This is a genomic window from Promicromonospora sp. NPDC060271 (genome assembly GCF_042726755.1).
In the GTDB taxonomy this organism is placed as follows: Bacteria; Actinomycetota; Actinomycetes; order Actinomycetales; family Cellulomonadaceae; genus Promicromonospora.
Genome location: NZ_JBHXBG010000033.1, coordinates 1 through 17,898, shown reverse-complemented (window position 1 = coordinate 17,898; position 17,898 = coordinate 1). Strand labels below are relative to the sequence as shown.

Annotated in this window: 15 protein-coding genes; 2 read left to right on the top strand and 13 right to left on the bottom strand. The window is 72.3% G+C overall.

The window, feature by feature from the left end; genetic code table 11:
* Positions 1-4 precede the first annotated feature (4 nt).
* Genes ACFWE2_RS07765 through ACFWE2_RS07740 form a run of 6 tightly spaced genes read right to left on the bottom strand, consistent with a single transcriptional unit; the run spans position 5 to position 7,957 of the window.
* Positions 5-1,708: a DUF6270 domain-containing protein gene (locus ACFWE2_RS07765; protein ID WP_377223637.1), complete on the bottom strand. Its 1,704-nt coding sequence runs from the start codon at positions 1,706-1,708 to the stop codon at positions 5-7.
* Positions 1,705-2,883, bottom strand: a complete 1,179-nt coding sequence (gene wecB / locus ACFWE2_RS07760; RefSeq protein WP_377223652.1) for a non-hydrolyzing UDP-N-acetylglucosamine 2-epimerase — start codon at positions 2,881-2,883, stop codon at positions 1,705-1,707. The genes ACFWE2_RS07765 and wecB overlap by 4 nt, the downstream gene beginning before the upstream one ends.
* Positions 2,884-2,897: 14 nt before the next feature.
* On the bottom strand, positions 2,898-4,028 hold the full coding sequence (locus ACFWE2_RS07755) for an ATP-binding cassette domain-containing protein (protein ID WP_377223636.1): 1,131 nt from the start codon (positions 4,026-4,028) through the stop codon (positions 2,898-2,900).
* Entirely contained in the window at positions 4,018-4,920 is a 903-nt protein-coding gene (locus ACFWE2_RS07750) for an ABC transporter permease (RefSeq protein WP_377223635.1), read from the bottom strand. Before ACFWE2_RS07750 ends, ACFWE2_RS07755 begins: the two co-directional genes overlap by 11 nt.
* On the bottom strand, positions 4,917-6,647 hold the full coding sequence (locus ACFWE2_RS07745) for a glycosyltransferase (RefSeq protein ID WP_377223634.1): 1,731 nt from the start codon (positions 6,645-6,647) through the stop codon (positions 4,917-4,919). The genes ACFWE2_RS07750 and ACFWE2_RS07745 overlap by 4 nt, the downstream gene beginning before the upstream one ends.
* Complete coding sequence (locus ACFWE2_RS07740) at positions 6,647-7,957, bottom strand: glycosyltransferase family 4 protein (protein ID WP_377223633.1); 1,311 nt, start codon at positions 7,955-7,957, stop codon at positions 6,647-6,649. Before ACFWE2_RS07740 ends, ACFWE2_RS07745 begins: the two co-directional genes overlap by 1 nt.
* Before the next feature lie 123 nt (positions 7,958-8,080).
* Here ACFWE2_RS07740 and ACFWE2_RS07735 point away from each other — a divergent pair, with 123 nt between their 5' ends.
* The gene (locus ACFWE2_RS07735) at positions 8,081-9,154 is read left to right on the top strand and encodes an LCP family protein (RefSeq protein ID WP_377223632.1); all 1,074 of its coding nucleotides are present in this window, start codon (positions 8,081-8,083) and stop codon (positions 9,152-9,154) included.
* A gap of 73 nt (positions 9,155-9,227) precedes the next feature.
* Here the strand turns inward: ACFWE2_RS07735 and ACFWE2_RS07730 are convergent, their stop codons facing one another.
* Entirely contained in the window at positions 9,228-10,937 is a 1,710-nt protein-coding gene (locus ACFWE2_RS07730; RefSeq protein WP_377223651.1) for a phospho-sugar mutase, read from the bottom strand.
* Between the two features lie 77 nt (positions 10,938-11,014).
* On the bottom strand, positions 11,015-11,854 hold the full coding sequence (locus ACFWE2_RS07725) for a purine-nucleoside phosphorylase (RefSeq protein WP_377223631.1): 840 nt from the start codon (positions 11,852-11,854) through the stop codon (positions 11,015-11,017).
* Between the two features lie 90 nt (positions 11,855-11,944).
* On the opposite strand from ACFWE2_RS07725, the gene ACFWE2_RS07720 reads away from it, so the two are divergent.
* On the top strand, positions 11,945-13,510 hold the full coding sequence (locus ACFWE2_RS07720; RefSeq protein ID WP_377223630.1) for an NAD(P)H-quinone dehydrogenase: 1,566 nt from the start codon (positions 11,945-11,947) through the stop codon (positions 13,508-13,510).
* A gap of 9 nt (positions 13,511-13,519) precedes the next feature.
* On the opposite strand, the gene ACFWE2_RS07715 is transcribed toward ACFWE2_RS07720, so the two are convergent.
* From ACFWE2_RS07715 to ACFWE2_RS07695, 5 genes are all read right to left on the bottom strand, one after another.
* Entirely contained in the window at positions 13,520-13,984 is a 465-nt protein-coding gene (locus tag ACFWE2_RS07715; RefSeq protein WP_377223629.1) for a hypothetical protein, read from the bottom strand.
* Between the two features lie 9 nt (positions 13,985-13,993).
* A complete protein-coding gene (locus ACFWE2_RS07710) occupies positions 13,994-14,494 on the bottom strand; it encodes an NUDIX domain-containing protein (RefSeq protein ID WP_377223628.1) in 501 nt (166 codons plus the stop codon).
* 69 nt (positions 14,495-14,563) lie between these two features.
* The gene (locus tag ACFWE2_RS07705) at positions 14,564-15,028 is read right to left on the bottom strand and encodes a hypothetical protein (RefSeq protein WP_377223627.1); all 465 of its coding nucleotides are present in this window, start codon (positions 15,026-15,028) and stop codon (positions 14,564-14,566) included.
* Between the two features lie 124 nt (positions 15,029-15,152).
* On the bottom strand, positions 15,153-16,955 hold the full coding sequence (locus ACFWE2_RS07700) for an acetyl/propionyl/methylcrotonyl-CoA carboxylase subunit alpha (protein WP_377223626.1): 1,803 nt from the start codon (positions 16,953-16,955) through the stop codon (positions 15,153-15,155).
* 184 nt (positions 16,956-17,139) lie between these two features.
* Positions 17,140-17,790: a Maf family protein gene (locus ACFWE2_RS07695; RefSeq protein ID WP_377223625.1), complete on the bottom strand. Its 651-nt coding sequence runs from the start codon at positions 17,788-17,790 to the stop codon at positions 17,140-17,142.
* Positions 17,791-17,898: the final 108 nt, after the last annotated feature.

Sequence of the window (17,898 nt, the reverse complement as noted above, 5' to 3'; positions counted from 1 at the left end):
GGTCCTACTTTCCTTCGGCGGTGTATTGCTTGACGAGACGCCCGACGTTGTGCCACTTCGGCAGCTCGCGGCCGAGCAGCTCCTCCATGAACCGGATGTCGTCGGCGTAGAGTGCGGCCAGGGCCGCGATCTCCTGAGCCGTGATGGGGCTCTGCTTCTTGAACTGGGGGAGCCAGCCGACGTTACCGACCTTCACCTTGGGCTTGAGGGAGGACCAGAACTCCGGCGCGTCACCGACCCGCAGTGCGCTGAGTGCCTCCTGCAGGTAGACGCGGGGACGCTCGACGAGGTCGTCGAAGACGAGCACCCGCAGGCGTTCCGGCCCGAGCGTCCGGGCCCAGTCCTCGTAGTGCCGCCGGTAGAAGCCGCGGTCGACGATCCCCAGCCGGGCCGGGGTCTGGAAGATGCCGGCGCCCAGCTCGATCTCGGCGTTCGAGAAGTGCCGCCAGTACGCCGAGATCGCCCGCTCGACGGGGTTGCGCAGGCTGAGCAGGACGGGAGCGTTCGGGTCCAGCATGTCCCGGATCGCGGCGGCCGTGTCGTGCTTCCGTGGCGGGGAGAACTCGCTCCGGGGGTCGGCCACCCAGAAGTATCCGGGCGAGCGGTGGCCCCGCAGCGGCTTGCCGGCGTCCGCGAAGGACCCCAGGAACTTCTGGATCTCCTCGTCCTTGGTGAGCCGCGCGGGCCGGCTGAAGAACGGAGCGGCGTCCTTGGCCACTTCGACGTGCGGATGACGGCTGAGCTGGTGCTGCAGCCACTGCGTCCCACCCTGCTGGGTGCCAGCGATGAGGAAGTTCGGACCACCCTCCAGCCGCCGGAGCGGCACGGCGGAGCCCTGCGCGGCCTGCCCCCCCTGCGCGGCGTCGGCCACCCGCTGCCGGACGGTCACGCGCTCGGGCGCGGTGGCGTTCGGGCCGGACTGCACCGGCAGGTCCGCCGTCGTCGTCCGGGTCGCGCCCGTCCCCCAGATCACCCGGCCCTCGGTACCCGTGAGCCGCTGCACGATGTTCAGGTACACGTTCTCCGCGTAGTGGAACGGCGCGTCGCCCCACGGGTGGGTCGGGCTGGACACGACCTCGGACGGGTCCAGCGAGATCACCTGCCCGGCCAGCGACTGCGCCGCGAACTGCGCGTAGGACTGGAACACCGGGTTCGCGTCCCTGGCCGAGACGCCGAAGGAGTCCGGCGTCTTCTCGCCGGTCTCGGACCACTCGGCCCACGGGATGTCGAGCAGCACGACCTTGGCCTGCGGCATGTAGTGCCGCAGGCGTTCCCCGATGTAGCTGATCGCCGTCTGCCAGTACTCGAAGTGCTGCTGCGTGCCGAACGCCAGGTACTGGGCGCCCTGGGGCAGGTACTGCTCGGAGCCGGACTGGATGAGCTCCAGCGAGCGGGTGATCACCGACCCGTCGGGCAGCAGGTAGGCACCGAGGCGCTCGTCGACGAGGTCGACGAGGACGAGGTCGGTACCGGCGGCGGCCGAGGCGATCTGCGGTCGCAGGCTCGACGCGAAGTCGCCGGAGATCATCCGCTGCTGGAACTGCGACTCGAGGGTCGGCGGCGCCATGAGCTCGACCGGGCGGGTGTACGCGCTCAGCGCCGACTGGCGCGCCACGTACGCGACGAGTTCGAACCGCTCGGGATCGAGATGTTCGAACGTGTCCCGCGACACGCACGAGCCGTAGATGAAGACCCTGGTCTTGCTCATACCCCACCCTCTGCGGAAACGGCGGTGAACTGTTCGTCCACCAGGTCGAAGTCGGGCAGCACGTCGGGCAGCACCGGCGCGAGCACGCGCGCCGTCGCGTCCAGTACCCGCTTCGCGCTGTGCCCGTCCCCGTACGGGTTGACGGCCTGCGCCATGGCGGCGTAGGCGGCCTCGTTGGTCAGCAGCCGGTTGACCTCGGCCACCACACGCTCCTCGGCGGTCCCGATCAGGCGGGCCGTGCCCGCCTCGACGGCCTCGGGGCGTTCGGTGTTGTCCCGCATCACGAGCACCGGCTTGCCGAGACTCGGCGCCTCCTCCTGCAGCCCGCCGGAATCGGTGAGCACCAGCGTCGACAGCGACAGCAGATGGGTGAACTCGCCGTAGCCCAGCGGCTCGGTCACCGTGACGTTCGACAGCCCGGCGAGGTGCGGCAGCACGGCGTCGCGCACCACGGGGTTGCGGTGCACGGGCAGCACCACCTCGACGTCGGGGAACCGTCGGGCGATCCGCGCCAGAGCCCTGCCGACGCCCTCCATGGCGTCGCCCCAGTTCTCCCGGCGGTGGGTGGTCACGAGCACCACGCGCCGGCCCGACGACGCCACCTTGGCGACCGCTGGGTCGGTGAACGGCGTCCGGCGCTGCACGGCGAGGTACAGGGCGTCGATGACCGTGTTGCCGGTCACCACGATGTCCTCCAGCCGCACGCCCTCCGCGACGAGGTTGGCGAGGCTCCGCAGGGTCGGCGCCAGGTGCAGGGCGGCGATCTGCGAGGTGATCTTGCGGTTCGCCTCCTCAGGGAACGGCGACATGATGTCGCCGCTGCGCAGCCCAGCCTCCAGGTGCACCACCGGGATCTGCCGGTAGAACGCGGCGAGCGCTGCGGCCGTCGACGTCGACGTGTCGCCCTGGACGATGACGGCGTCGGGCCGGCGCTCCGCGAGGATCGGGTCGAGCCGGCTCATGACGCGGGCGAAGATCTGCCCGAGCGTCTGGCCGTGGCTCATGATGTCGAGGTCATGGTCCGGCACGATGCCGAAGACCGCGTTGACCTGGTCGAGCATCTCCCGGTGCTGACCGGTGACGACCGTCAGCGAGTCGAACCGGTCGTCGGCCTCGAGGGCGGCGATGACCGGGGCGACCTTGATGGCCTCCGGACGCGTCCCGTAGACGGTCATGACGAGGGGCCGGTTCACTGGTCGCCCGCCTCGGCCCGGAGCGCCGCGATGCGCGCCGCTCTGGTCCTCGCCTGCTTGGCGTCGCGCCCCCTGGGCCGGGCATGCCGCTCGCGTACCGGTCCCTTGGCCGGCTCGGGCGTGTCGAACCGCACCTCGGTCTCCCGTCGTTCGGCGAAGGCTTCCTCGAGAACCTGCTTGGCGTCGCCCGGCTTGTCCTTCGCGTGGGCCCACGCCCACTTGCGGTACCGGACGGCGACGTCCTGCGCCTCGCCGTCGAGGACGAGGCGGCCGTGGTGCAGCCAGATGGCGCGGGTGCAGGACTCCTCGATGGTCTGTGCGGCGTGGCTCACGAGGAACACCGTTCCCGCTTCCTTCCGTAGGCGCTCCATGCGGACCTCGCTGCGTTCCTTGAACGCCGCGTCACCGGTGGCCAGGGCCTCGTCGATGAGCAGGATGTGGGGGCGGGCCGCCGTCGCGATGGCGAAGCGCAGGCGTGCGGCCATGCCCGAGGAGTAGGTGCGCATGGGCAGGTAGATGGACTTGCCGAGGCCGGCCAGCTCGATGACGTCGGGGATCGCGGCCTGCGCCTCGGCGGGGGACAGGCCCATCGCCAGGCAGCCGAGGCGCACGTTCTCCTCGCCCGGCAGGTCGGGGACCAGCGCGGCGTTCACGCCGATGAGCACCGGCGTGCTCTCGGCCAGCACCTGGCCCTTGGTGGGCTTCTCCAGGCCCGCGATGATCCGCAGGAGCGTGCTCTTGCCGGAACCGTTCTGGCCGACGATGCCTATCTGCTCGCCGGAGTTGGCGACGAACGAGATGTCCGTGAGCGCGCGCACCGTCACCTTGGGCTCCTGGCCCAGGGCGTTGAGCACGGTCCGCTTCAGCCGGGCGCGGCGACCGCTGGACGTGTCCGTCGATGGCGTCCGGTAGTGCATGCGCAGGCCCTGGACGGCGACCGTCGGCCACAGGACGGGAGTGCTCCCGGCCCGCGGCGCGACGGCGGCGAGCTGACCGGTGTGCGGCGGAGCCTGCACCGACATCGGGATGGCTCCCGTCAGCGGCCGCTGCACCGGCACCGGCATGGACGCGGGCCGGCCCTTGCTGAGCTGCGGCGGCGGCATCGGGTAGTCGAGGTCAGCGGCCATAGCTCTCCTCCGCCTGCCAGAAGGTGATGAACCCGATCAGCAGCATGCCGACGGCCCAGCCGCCGAGCCACACCCAGCGCATCGGGTCGGGCGTGGTGGCGTACAGGACGCAGTCGCGCACGATGTCGAGCACGATGAACATCGGGTTGGCCTCGACCACCATCTTCAGCTCGGGCTCGTCCTTGAGCAGCGCGTCGAACGAGAAGAACACCGCTGACGCGTACAGCCAGATCCGCATCGCCATCCTGATCAGGTTCGCGACATCGGGCAGCGCGGCCGCCCACCGGGCGACCAGGAGCGTGACCCCCGTCGTGAACACGACCTGCAGGGCCAGGGCGAGGGGCACGAGGGCGAGGCGCCAGGTGTACTCCTCGTCAGGGCCGATGAAGTAGATGAGGGCGGCGAGCGTCACGAGCGTGGGGCCGAGGTTGAGCAGGTTGCGCAGCACCACCGAGATCGGCAGCGCCGCCCGCGGGAACGTGAACGCACGGATCAGGTTCTTGCCGGTCTGCACGGAGCGCGCGCCGCCGTTGATCGACGAGGTGGTGAACCCGAACAGGAACACGCCGATCAGCAGGTACCCGAGGAAGTTGTCGATGCCCTTCCCGCCCTTCATCAGCAGGCCGAACACCACGAAGTACACGGCGCCGTTGATCAGGGGGTCGAGGATCAGCCAGGCCTGGCCCAGCAGGCTCTGCCGGGTCCCGCTGGTCACCTTCGCGCGCGCGTCCGCCCACAGGAAGTGCCGGCGCGCCCACAGCAGGCTCACGTACTGCCCGAGCGGGGGTCGTGCGCCGACGCGGGACAGGTTGCCGAGCGTCACGAGCTTCGTGGTCGTCGGCGACGCGTCGAACAGGGCCGCGTACGACCCGGTCTCCGGACCCGAGCTCATGCCTTCACCCCCAGACACTCCCGGTAGATCCCCAGATACGTCTCCGCGTTCCTCACCCAGGTCCTCTCGATGGCCACCGCCCGGCCCAGCTCGACCAGCTCGGCACGCCGTCCGGCGTCGTCCAGGAGGGTAGCGACCGCGTCGGCCCAGCCGGCCAGATCGTCCGCGCCGACGTGCAGTCCCGCGCCGCCGACGGCCTCCACCAGCGCGGGCAGGTCGCTGGCGACCACCGGGCGGCCCACCGCCATCGCCTCGACCGGTTTGAGCGGGGTCACCAGGCGCGTGACCTCGTGGTCGCGGCGCGGCACCAGCACGACGTCGAGCGCGGCCAGCCAGGTCTGCGCCACGGCGGGCGGTACCCGTCCGGGGAGCACCACGTGGTCGGCGACCCCCAGTTCGTCAGCGAGGCGCGCCAGCCCGGCCCGCGAGACGCCGTCGCCCACCAGCAGGCCCGTGACGTCGTGCCCGCGGGCGCGCAGCGTGGCCACCGTGCGGACCACCGTCTCCAGGCCCTCGTAGTCGACGAGGCTGCTCACCGTCCCGATGGCCGGCCCGGCCGGCAGGCCGAGCGCGGCCCGCGCCGCCTCCGGCGTCGGGTGCCGCGCGGCGAGCAGGCTGTCCGGCACCGCGTTCGGCACCACGGTGATGTGGTCGGCGGGCACGCCGCGCGCCACCAGGGCGTCGCGCATGGTTCCGCTGAGCGTGACGACGGCGTCGGCCGCGAGCGCGAGCTCGGTCTCCTTGGCCTGCATCAGCGCCCGACGGCGGGACGAGGCCGCCCGGGCGCGCGCCGCCGGCGTGCCGTGCGACGCCACCCAGGTCTCCTCGGGCAGGCCGCGCACCTCGTAGACCCACGGGATCCCGAGCCGCCGGGCGGCGGCGTGCGCCAGGCTCCCGTTGGTGGACGGCGTGGTGGTGTGCAGGACGTCCGCGCCGGCGGCCCGGGCGGCCTCGGTGAGCAGGTCGGTCTCCTGCGCGATCCGGCGCGCGACGTCGGATTCCGTGCGGTCAGGGACCAGACGGTGGTAGGTGACGCCGTCGACGACGTCGGTCCCGCGCGCCGTGAGCGAGCCGATGGTCAGCGGGTAGCCGGGGCGCGTGGTCGCGACCGCCGGCGTCCCCGCGGCGCGCTGCGCCAGCAGGATCGCGTGCGAGCGGAGCGTGTAGCCGCTCTGCGTGTGCGGCAGCGAGTTGGTCAGGTGGTGCAGCACGGTGATCCCGCCGGGGCCCGGTGGTCCCGGGGCGGCGTGTGGTGCCTGGGCGCCCGCGTCGTCCGCCGGCTCCGGCTGCAGCAGGGCCACCTGGGCGCGGAGCCCGGCGGGCGCGTCCGGCCCGATGGAGTCGGCGTCGCCCAGCAGCCAGGCCGCCCGGTAGCGGGCGGGTCCGGCCCCGTCGACGTCGTCGAGCAGCTCGGGTCGGCCCACCGCGACGGCCACCTCCGCCGCGACCCGGCGGCCGCGGCCGCCGGGCCGTTCCAGGAGCTGCTCCGCCTCGTCCGCCGCGCGGGCCGTGTCGCCGGCCAGCATCAGCCCCAGCGCGTGCGGGGCCGACGGCGCCGGCACGAACCCGAGTGCGCGCACCAGCGGCCGGCGCACCGGCTCGGGGGCGCGCCGGGCCGCCTGGACGGCGAGCCACAGCGGATCCTCCGCGAGCGTGCGTGCCACGAACGACGTGGTGAAACGGAGATTGCGCGCGAGCTCGCCCGCGCGCTGGAACGGCAGCGCCATCAGACCCGGGCCCTCCGGTCGAGCGGGGCGTCCGGCACCGGGCTCGGGAGCAGGGCGTCGAGGAGCTCGGCGTACCGGTGGCCCAGCACCCCGTCGCTCGCGTGCTCGGCGACCCAGGCCGCGGCGTCGGACGACGCAGCGGGCACGACGCCGTCGGACAGCCAGCCGCACCACAGGTCGGCGAGCCCTTCGACGTCGCCAGGGCGCACGACGGCGCCCGCACCGTTGATCGTGACGAGGTTCGCCGCCTCACCGGCCAGGCTCGCCGAGGCGAGGACCCCGGACGCCATCACCTCGTACAGCTTGGACGGGACCGTCCACTCGAACGGCTCCCAGTCCCGCAGGGAGACGACGACGGTGTCCGCCCAGGCGTACAGCTCGCGCACCTGGGTGGACGGCACCGATGGCTCGACCCGCACCGGCGCGCCGAGCTCGGCCGCGAGGAGCCGGAGCGGTTCCAGCTCGTTGCCGTGCCCCAGGATGCGGACGTCCAGCGCGTAGCCGCGCTCCTGGACCAGCGCGGCGGCGCGCACGGCGACGTCGAGCCCTTGCGACCGGCCGACGGTGCCCGCGTAGACCACCCGCAGCGGGCGGCCCGCGAGGCGAACGGGAGTGTTCTCGCGTACCGGTTCGAACGCCGTGCCGTTGCGGACCACGGCAACGTTGCGGACGCCGCGTGCGCGCAGGATCTCGGCGAACGCGGCGGTGGTCGTGACCACGAGGTCCGACCGGGTCTGCAGGCGCGTGACGGTGCGGTGCACCACGCGCGCCACGAGATCGCGGAGGCGACGGCGCAGGCCGCCGGGCCGGTCCCGGCGCAGGAGGATGCCGCTGGGCTGGATGAGGTCGGGCCACGCGTCGCGCATCTCGACGACGAACCGGGCGCGGTGCCAGCGGGCGAGCGCCCAGCCGGCCACGACGCTCGGGATCCCGGGGACGGTCGCGATCACGACGGCGGGCCGGCCGGCGGAGGGCCGGATGCCGTGCAGGACCGAGCTGATCGCGGCGACCGTCTGGTCCGCGGCCCGAGATCCGAGTCCGTGGGAATGCTCGCGGAAATTCACCCGGATGATCTTCTCGCCGTTGGCGCCGGTCTGCACGGAACCAGGCAGGTATGAAGGTGAAGAGTGGGTGATCTTTCCCGACGGGTAATGTGGCGGAGGCGCGAGCACGGTCACGGGAAAACCCGCGGTGACCAGGTGTTGGATGAGTGCTCCCCAGCGCCGCTGGGGGGCTCCGGTCTCGGGTGCGAAATGGTGCGTGACCAGGAGGATCGAGCGGTCCTGCTGCTGTCTCGCGCCAGCGTTCACTGCGACTCCCCTCACTGTTCGGTGCCACCTGGGCGGGCACCGAGCTGCACCTCTGAAACGACGCTCCGGTTGCGGACCAGGCTCAAGAGTAGTAGTCGCGTTCGCCCACTATGATCAATTTCCATGGCCGCACCTGATCGAATGAGCGATCTTCTCGCCCCGCCCAACCCGGTGGACGGCGATCTCCGTCACGCCCGGCGCGCACCTCGGAGCCGCGGATTCGTCGCGGGCCTCGTGGTCGGTGCGCTGCTGCTCGTGGGCGGCGGAGGTGTCGCGGCCTACTACGCGTACCGGATGTCGCTCGACGACAACCTGGAGCGGATCGAGGACCCGTTCGCGAACGTCGATCCCTCGACGCGGCCCAGCGCCCCCGCGGTCGAGGGCCCGACCGCACCCGTGAACATCCTGGTGCTCGGCTCCGACAGCCGGATCTCGGCCGGCGACCCGACCCAGTGGAAGGCCGGTGCGCAGCGCACCGACGCGATCATGCTCGTGCACCTGGCGGCGGACCGGAAGTCGGCGGCGGCGATCTCCATCCCCCGTGACTCCTGGGTGCCCATCCCCGGCTACGGCGAGGCCAAGATCAACGCCGCGTTCTCCTACGGCGGCCCTGCCCTCATGATCCAGACGGTCGAGAACCTGACGGGCGTCCGGATCGACCACTTCGCGGTGACCGACTTCGAGTCGTTCAAGTCCCTGACCGACTCCCTGGACGGTGTCGAGATCACGGTGCCCGACGGCAACGGCGGCTCCGTGCGGCAGGCGATGACCGGCGAGGAGGCCCTCGCCTTCGCGCGTGAGCGGTACGCGCTGGCGAACGGCGACTTCGGCCGCGTGCAGCGGCAGCAGGCCTGGATGCGGGCGATCGTGGCCAAGGCGAAGAACAGCATGGGCGAGCCCGTGAAGATGGCCAGCTTCCTCGAGGCCATCACGAGCTCTGTTGCCGTCGACGAGGGCCTCACGTTCGACAAGATCCAGGAGCTCGTCATGGGCACCCAGGACATGGCCACGAACGACATCACGTTCATGACCGCGCCCTACTCCGGCACCGGGCGCAGCGCCGACGGGCAGTCGATCGTCGTGCTCGACCGGGCGGTGTTCGACCCGCTCATGGCGGCGGTGGCCAAGGACGAGGTGCCGAAGTTCGTCGAGGCCAACCCGGACGCCATGGACGTCCTGCCGGCGGTCGTGCAGTAGCCCGTCCAGCAGATCTCGTAGTACAGCGGACGACCGGTCCCGCCACCCCGCGAGGGTGGCGGGACCGCTGTCGTCAGAGGCCCAGCGCCGCCCGGACGTCCGCCTGGACCCGGGCCAGGCGGTCACGTGCGGCGACCCGCGCGGCGGACAGGGTGTTGGCCGAGGCGTCCGGGTCGACCGGCGACACCACCTCGATGTAGCACTTGACCTTGGGCTCGGTGCCGCTGGGCCGCACGATCACGCGGGTGTCGTCGGCCGTCAGCAGCACGACGCCGTCGGTGGGCGGCAGGCCGTCGAGGCCTTCGGCGAGGTCGCGTACCGAGTCGACCGGCGAGCCCGCGAGGACGGCCGGCGGCGACGTGCGGAGCGCCGCCATCGTCGACTCGATCAGCGCGAGGTCCTCGAACCGCGCCGACACCTGGCCCGTGACGTGCAGCCCGCAGGCGCGGGCGACGTCGTCGAGGCGGTCCAGGAGGGTGCGGCCGTCCGCGGCGAGGCGGTTGGCGAGCTGGGCGACGGCGACCGCAGCCGAGAGCCCGTCCTTGTCCCGCACGCGCTCGGGGTCGACGCAGTAGCCGAGCGCCTCCTCGTACCCGAACACGAGGTCCGGGGTGCGCGAGATCCACTTGAAGCCGGTGAGCGTCGTCGCGTGCGCGAGGCCGTGCCGGGCGGCGATCGCCGCCAGCGCGCGCGACGACACGATCGAGCAGGCCAGCGTGCCGCCGGTCCCCGCGCGGGCGGCGCGCTCGGCAGCGTCCCAGCCGAGCAGCATGCCCACCTCGTCGCCGTGCAGCATCCGCCAGCCCTGCGAGGACGCGGTCTCGGCACCCTGGTACGTCCCGTACTGCGGGTCGAGGACGGCGACGGCGCAGCGGTCGGCGTCCGGGTCGTTCGCGATGACGAGCTGGGCGTGGGCGTCCTGGGCGAGGGCGAGGGCCATGTCGATGGCGCCGGGCTCCTCCGGGTTGGGGAACGCCACGGTGGGGAAGTCCGGGTCGGGCTCTGCCTGCTCCTCGACCGGCACGACGTCGGTGAAGCCCGCCTCGGCCAGCACCCGCGCGAGAGCGACGCCGCCCACCCCGTGCAGCGACGTGGTGACGACACGGAGCTTGTTGCGCGGCTCGCCGTCGTGCAGGGTGGCCACCGCCGCGTGGTAGTCCTCGGTGATCTCCCGGCCGAGCACGGTCCAGCCGGACTCGGCGCGCGGCACGTCCTTGGCCGCGCGCACGAGCGCGATCTCACCGGCGATCAGGGCGTCGTACGGGGGGACGATCTGCGCGCCCTGCCCGGCGTCGGTGACGACGCGACCGCCGAGGTACACCTTGTAGCCGTTGTCGGCGGCGGGGTTGTGGCTCGCGGTGACCATGACGCCGGCGTCGGCGGACAGGTGCCGCACCGCGAACGCGAGGACGGGCGTGGGGCCCGGTGCGGGCATGAGCAGCACCTCGGCGCCTGCGGCGACCAGCACCGCCGCGGTGTCGCGGGCGAACTCGGCGGACCGGTGCCGGGCGTCGAACCCGACCACGACGCGCGGGGTGCCGCGGCCGAACTCCTTGGTGAGGAAGGCGGCGAGGCCGGCGGCGGCGGTGATCACCACCGCGCGGTTCATCCGGTTCGGGCCGGCGGCCATGGCGCCACGCAGGCCGGCCGTGCCGAACTGCAGCAGGCCGGAGAACCGGTCGGCGAGCTCGGCGACGGCCTGCTCGCCGATGTTGGCGTCCGTGGTGCGGGCGACCAGGTTGCGCAGCTCGGCGACGTCGGCAGCGTCGACGTCGGCGGCCATCCACGCCTCCGCGCGCGCGACGAGCTCGGGCGTGGAGAGCGCCTCGGTGGTGGTAGGCAGGTTGGCGGACACAGGCGTCAGATCTGCTTGATCACCCGAGCGAGCAGGTCGCTGATCCGCGGCCCGGCTTCCCGGCCCGCCTCCAGCACCTCCTCGTGCGAGAGCGGGTGCGGGCTGATCCCGGCCGCGAGGTTCGTGGCCAGCGAGATGCCGAGCACGTCCATGCGGCAGTGCCGGGCGGCGATGGCCTCCAGCGCCGTCGACATGCCCACGAGGTCGGCGCCCATCAGGGACGCCATCTTGACCTCGGCGGGCGTCTCGTACTGCGGGCCGCGGAACTGCGCGTACACGCCCTCGGGCAGGTCCGGGTCCACGCTGCGCGCGACGTCGCGCAGGCGCGGCGTGTACACGTCGGTCATGTCGGCGAACTTGGCGCCCTCGAGCGGCGTCTGCCCGGTGAGGTTCAGGTGGTCCTTGATGAGGACGGGCTGGCCCGGGCGCCAGCCGATGTGCACGCTGCCGCAGCCGTTCGTGAGGATCACGGTCTCGCAGCCGGCGGCCGCGGCGGTGCGGACGCCGTGCACCACGCGACGCGGGCCCAGGCCCTCGTAGAGGTGCGTCCGGGAGCCGAGGACGAGCGCGTGCCGTACCGCGCCGTCGGGGCGCTCGAAGCGGATGGAACGGGTGGTGCTCAGGTGGCCCTTGACCGCGGGCTGGAGGAAGCCGGGGATCTCGGCGGTGGGGATCTCGGCGACGACATCACCGATCAGCTCGGCCGCACTGCCCCAGCCGGAACCGAGGACGAGCGCGACGTCGTGTCCTGGCACCCCCGTCTTGGCCGCGATGTACTCAGCGGCCGCCGCAGCGACGTCGAACGGGTCGGTCGTCGGGTCGTCAAGATCCAGGTCCGTGCTCATGGTCCGAGGTTAACGCCACTTTCACCGTGGCACGCGCGCACGACCCCCCTGCGAAACCTCCACGGCCGTCGACGATGCGAGAATGAGATCGTGACCCCCCTCGATCCCACCGCTGTCCCGCCCCATGTCGTCGTCGTGGGAGGTGGACCAGGCGGCTACGAGGCGGCGCTCGTCGCCCGCAGCCACGGCGCCCGGGTCACCGTGGTCGAGCAGCAGGGCCTGGGTGGCGCGGCGGTCCTGACCGACGTCGTCCCCTCCAAGACCCTCATCGCCACCGCCGAGTGGATGACCATCGCCGACCGTGCCCCCGAGCTCGGCATCCGCATGCCGGACGACGTCGTGGACCCGCTGTCCGACGTCAACGTCTCGCTGGCGACCGGCGGCATCCCCGTGGTGTCCGCGTACGCGGCCCCCGCCGCGCAGGCACAGTCCCTGGGTGGCGCGGGCGTGCAGGCGGCCGCGTCCGCCGCCGGGACGGCCGAGGAGAAGCGCAAGCACTTCGTGGACCTGCAGGCCGTGAACAAGCGCGTGCTCGCGCTCGCGCGGGCGCAGAGCGCCGACATCCGCGGCCGGCTGGAGCGCGAGGGCATCCGGATCGTGCACGGCAAGGGGCGCCTCGACGGGCCGGCGCGCGTGGTCGCCGAGCTGCCAGACGGCGCCACCGAGGTGCTGGAGGCGGACTCGATCCTCCTCGCGCTCGGTGCGACCCCGCGCACGCTGCCGACCGCGGTGCCGGACGGCGAGCGGATCCTCACCTGGACGCAGATGTACAACCTGCGCGAGCTGCCCGAGCGACTGATCGTCGTGGGCTCCGGCGTGACGGGCGCCGAGTTCGCGGGCGCGTACAACGCGCTCGGGTCGGACGTGGTGCTCGTCTCCAGCCGCGACCGCGTGCTGCCCGGCGAGGACGAGGATGCCGCCGAGCTGCTCGAGGGCGTCTTCCGTTCGCGAGGCATGACCGTGCTGTCCCGCTCGCGCGCCGCCGGTGCCGTCCGGACCGACGACGGCGTCGAGGTGACGCTGTCCGACGGGCGGGTGGTGCACGGCTCGCACGTGCTCGTCGCGGTCGGTGGAGTGCCCGCGACGTCGGGTCTCGGGCTCGAGGAGGCCGGCGTGCGGCTCTCGGAGTCGGGGCACGTCGTCGTCGACAAGGTCTCGCGCACCTCGGTGCGCGGCATCTACGCGTCCGGCGACTGCACGGGTGTGCTGCCGCTCGCGTCGGTTGCCGCGATGCAGGGGCGGATCGCCGTCGCGCACGCCCTGGGGGACGCCGTCCAGCCGCTCGCGCTGCGTACCGTCGCCTCCAACATCTTCACCGCGCCCGAGATCGCCACCGTCGGCTACAGCGAGGAGAAGCTGCGCGCGCAGAACTCCAAGTTCATCACCACGACGCTGCCGCTCGCGCGCAACCCGCGCGCCAAGATGCTGGGCATCAAGGACGGGTTCGTGAAGCTCTTCGCGCACCCCGAGGCGGGCGTGGTGCTGGGCGGCGTCGTGGTGGCGCCGCGCGCGTCCGAGCTGATCTTCCCGATCACGCTGGCCGTGCAGCACCGGCTGACGGTGGAGAACGTGGCCTCCGCGTTCACGATCTACCCGTCGCTGTCCGGCTCGATCGCAGAGGGCGCCCGCGTCCTGGACGCGCGAGTGGGCAAGTAGGTCTCAGGCTCAGGCGACGGAAGCGTCGAGGACGAGCTGGCCGCCCTCGACCTTGACGTGCGCGACCGTCAGGCCAGGGACCTTGGCCTCCAGCAGGCGCTCGACGTCGACGGCGATCCGGGCGTCCGGCTGCACGTCCACGACGCCCGGCGGCAGACCCTGCTTCGCGACCTCGTTCTCGATCGGCGCGGCGGCGAGGCTGAGCAGCCGGTGCGCCGGCAGCCCCGCGGCGTTCACCTCGACGGTGAGCGTCGCGACGCCGCGCTCGAAGGCGGCCAGCTTGACGTCGGCCCGGACGATCGGCGCGATCTTCACGGCCAGCTTGAGGGGTCCCGGCAGGTCCTCGAGCCGGCGCAGGTCCGCGACGACGCGGATCACGTCCCCGTCGCCGACGACGGAGGTGATGACGGGCGGGGCCTGCTTGGCGATCCTCGCCAGGCCGAGCACCTCTTCGGGCGCGATCCGGATGTGCACGAATCGACCTTAACCCAGCATCGTGAGCAGCCGCGGCAGAGCCTCGCCGAACGCGGGCAGCAGCGTCAGCGAACCGAGGTCGGCGACGCCGACCCAGCGGACCTCGAGGCTCTCCGGATCGGCCGCGCGCGGCTCGACGCGGTAGCCCGGGACGACGTCGGCCACGACCGTCGTGTACGTCCAGGCGGGGTGCTCCAGCACGTGCGTCCCGACGACGTGCACGGCGGCCGGGTCGATCGCCGCCTCCTCGGCAGCCTCGCGCAGGGCGCCAGCCGCCGGCTTCTCGTCCGGCGCCAGCGCGCCGCCGGGGATGCCCCAGGTACCGCCCATGTGTGACCACAGGGCGCGGTGCTGGAGCACCACGTCCGACGGCGCCCCGTCGGCGTCCCGGCGGACGAGCAGCAGGCCGGCCGCCCCGAACAGACCCCAGTGCCGATGGTCCCCGCAGGTCACCCAGCCGTCTCCGCCATGCCGGTGCAGATCGGTCGGAGGTACGGTCGCGTTCGGCACTGCGTCAGTCTGTCAGGTCGGGGCGGTTCGTGTCAGCGATAAGGGTTCGGCTCAGGCTCAGGCTCTACTTCAGGCGGGTACACCCTCGACGACGACGTTGCCGCCCTCGAAACGGAAGTCCGTCACCTCGGCGAACGAGCCGCGCATCAGGGCGCGCACGTCGAGCGAGATGGTGCCGTCCTTGCGGAGCTGCACGGCGTCGTCCGGCAGCCCGTTCTTGCGGGCCATCTTGGCGATGGTCCCGGAAGCGAGCGGGAGCAGCTTCGTGGCGGGCAGGCCGGCGGCGTCGGCGTCGACCTGCAGCACCGCGATGTTCTCGTGGAAGGACGTGATCCGTGCCGAGCCGTGCATGACCGGGACGGCCTTCGCCGCGATCTTGACCGGCAGCGGGGCATAGGTCAGGCGGCGCAGGTCACCGGTCAGCGAGATGACCCCTTCGTCGCAGGTCAGGTCACTGACGAACGACGGAAGCGTCTTGCGCGGGCGGACAAGGGCGATGGCCTCTTCGGGGCTCAGTACTACGACGTGTGTCACGTGGCAGAACTTAGCGGATCGGGAGCGGCCTTCCGGACACGATCCCGAGGCAATCCGACTGGCTGAGCCATTTTCACTCGCCCCCCTCGGGAATTCACCCGGCAGAGGCATCGAAATCCGGGCGTCAGTCGACGATCTCGCAGATGGGAGCACCTGCCGACACACCTGCGCCGGGCTCGGCGGTCAGGGATCGCACGGTTCCCGCACGGTGCGCAAGGATCGGCTGCTCCATCTTCATCGCCTCCAGCACGACGACGAGGTCACCCTCGGCCACCGTCGTGCCCTCCTCGACCGCCACCTTGACGATGGTGCCCTGCATGGGCGAGGCCAGCGTGTTCCCCGCGCTCCCCGACGTCTTGGCTCCGGCGACCCGCCGAGCGGGACGACGGGCGGCGTTCGCGGTACGCGCGCGGCCCGCGGCGACACCCAGGCCGGCGGGCAGCACGACCTCGAGCCGGCGTCCGCCCACCTCGACGACGACGCGCTCGGCCGTGACCTCTTCCTCGGCGTCGGCCGCAGGGGCGGCCGTCGCGGGGGCCAGCGCCTTCAGCTCGTCGGCGAACTCCGTCTCGATCCAGCGGGTGTGCACCCGGAACGGCGAGCCGTCCGCGGGGACGAACGCGTCGGCCTCGAGGACGGCCTTGTGGAACGGGACCACCGTGGGGATGCCCTCGACGACGAGCTCGCGCAGGGCACGGCGGGCCCGCTCGACCGCCTGGGTCCGGGTCGCGCCCGTGACGATGAGCTTGGCGATCATGGAGTCGAACGCACCGGAGACGGAGTCACCAGGCACCACGCCGGTGTCGACGCGCACGCCCGGGCCCGACGGCCACACGATCGTGTTCAGCCGGCCCGGTGCCGGGAGGAAGCCCATGGCCGGGTCCTCGCCGTTGATGCGGAACTCGATCGAGTGCCCGCGCACGGCAGGGGAGTGGTAGCCGAGCGGTTCGCCGGCCGCGATGCGGAGCTGCTCCCGCACCAGGTCGATGCCCGTGACCTCCTCGGTCACCGGGTGCTCGACCTGGAGGCGCGTGTTCACCTCGAGGAAGGAGATGGTGCCGTCGAGGCCGACGAGGAACTCGCACGTGCCGGCGCCGACGTAGCCGGCCTCGCGCAGGATCGCCTCCGACGCCGCGTACAGGGACTTCTCCTGCTCCGGCGTGAGGAACGGCGCGGGGGCCTCCTCGACCAGCTTCTGGTGGCGGCGCTGCAGCGAGCAGTCCCGGGTCGACACCACGACGACGTTGCCGTGGCTGTCGGCGAGGCACTGGGTCTCGACGTGGCGTGGCTTGTCCAGGTAGCGCTCCACGAAGCACTCGCCCCGGCCGAAGGCCGCGACCGCCTCGCGGACCGCCGAGTCGAACATCTCGTCGATCTCGTCGAACGTGCGCGCGACCTTGAGGCCGCGGCCGCCGCCGCCGAACGCCGCCTTGATGGCGATGGGCAGCCCGTACTGCTCGGCGAAGGCCTTGACCTCGCTGCTGTCCTTGACCGGGTCCGGCGTGCCGGGGACCAGGGGGGCGCCCGCGCGCTGCGCGATGTGGCGCGCGCTCACCTTGTCGCCGAGCGACTCGATGGCCGACGGCGGCGGGCCGATCCAGACGAGGCCCGCGTCGATGACCGCCTGGGCGAACTCGGCGTTCTCCGACAGGAAGCCGTAGCCCGGGTGCACGGCGTCGGCGCCCGACCGGCGGGCGACGTCGAGCAGCTTGGCCGGGTCGAGGTACGTGTCAGCGGCACGGGCACCGCCCAGCGCGAACGCCTCGTCGGCGAGGCGGACGTGCAGGGACTCGCGGTCCTGGTCGGCGTAGACGGCGACGGATGTCAGCCCCGCGTCGGCGCATCCACGGGCCACGCGGACGGCGATCTCACCACGGTTGGCGATGAGCACCTTCGAGATGGTTCGGGGCAGGCTGGAGGTGGGCACGGCTCACCGTAACCCGGCGATCAGCGGCCGAAGTACCGCCTTCGCCCACGCGGCGAAAAGTCTGGAGAGCAGACCAACCCCGACGCGAGCCGTTTGGAGGGTTCAGACATGGCGTTCGGCCAGATCCGTCGGATGGGACCGATCTGGTTGTGGGTATCCGGCAGATCCCCTTGTCAGCCGGTCCTCAGCCGGTGCGGAGCGAGCGCCACGGGATGCCCAGCTCGGCCAGCAGCTCGCGCAGCAGCGGCAGGCTGAGGCCGACGACGCCGTGGTGGTCGCCCTCGATGCGCTCGACGTAGGGGCCGCCGAGGCCGTCGATGGTGAACGCCCCCGCCACGTGCAGCGGCTCGCCCGTCGCGATGTAGGCGTCGATCTCGTCGTCGTCGATGTCGGCGAACCAGACGGTGGTCGAGCTCGTGGAGCCGAGGGTGCCGCCGGTGCCTCCTGCGTCGTCGCCACGCAGGTCGACCACCCAGTGGCCCGAGTGCAGCACACCCTTGCCGCCGCGCATCGACCGCCAGCGTTCGCGCGCCACCTCTGCGTCGGCGGGCTTGCCCACGACCACGCCGTCGAACTCCAGCATGGAGTCGCAGCCGACGACTATGGCGTCGGCGTCGTCGCGCGTGTCCTCCAGCCGGGACGCCACCTCCTCGGCCTTGGCCTGGGCCAGCACGAGCACGGCGTCGGCGGGATCGAGCTCACCGAAGCGTTCGGTGGCATCGGCGAGGACCTTGTCCTCGTCGACGCCGGATACGACGACGTCCGGGGTGACTCCGGCGGACTTCAGCGTCGCGAGTCGGGCGGGGGACTGTGAGGCGAGGACCAGGCGAGGCACGCGCGCCACAGTAACGAGAAAGTGGCCGCGCGAAACGACAAATTCCACAACCCCCGGACGTGACCCACGTCACTTTTCTTGTCGTGAGCGTGACCGTCGCGCCGGGAA

What these genes read in the sequence shown, in the direction of transcription:
- ACFWE2_RS07765 (WP_377223637.1), bottom strand. Translation starts at nt 1,708, where the DNA reads ATGAGCAAGACCAGGGTCTTCATCTACGGCTCGTGCGTGTCGCGGGAC.
- wecB (WP_377223652.1), bottom strand. Translation starts at nt 2,883, where the DNA reads ATGACCGTCTACGGGACGCGTCCGGAGGCCATCAAGGTCGCCCCGGTC.
- ACFWE2_RS07755 (WP_377223636.1), bottom strand. Translation starts at nt 4,028, where the DNA reads ATGGCCGCTGACCTCGACTACCCGATGCCGCCGCCGCAGCTCAGCAAG.
- ACFWE2_RS07750 (WP_377223635.1), bottom strand. Translation starts at nt 4,920, where the DNA reads ATGAGCTCGGGTCCGGAGACCGGGTCGTACGCGGCCCTGTTCGACGCG.
- ACFWE2_RS07745 (WP_377223634.1), bottom strand. Translation starts at nt 6,647, where the DNA reads ATGGCGCTGCCGTTCCAGCGCGCGGGCGAGCTCGCGCGCAATCTCCGT.
- ACFWE2_RS07735 (WP_377223632.1), top strand. Translation starts at nt 8,081, where the DNA reads ATGGCCGCACCTGATCGAATGAGCGATCTTCTCGCCCCGCCCAACCCG.
- ACFWE2_RS07730 (WP_377223651.1), bottom strand. Translation starts at nt 10,937, where the DNA reads ATGGCCGCCGACGTCGACGCTGCCGACGTCGCCGAGCTGCGCAACCTG.
- ACFWE2_RS07725 (WP_377223631.1), bottom strand. Translation starts at nt 11,854, where the DNA reads ATGAGCACGGACCTGGATCTTGACGACCCGACGACCGACCCGTTCGAC.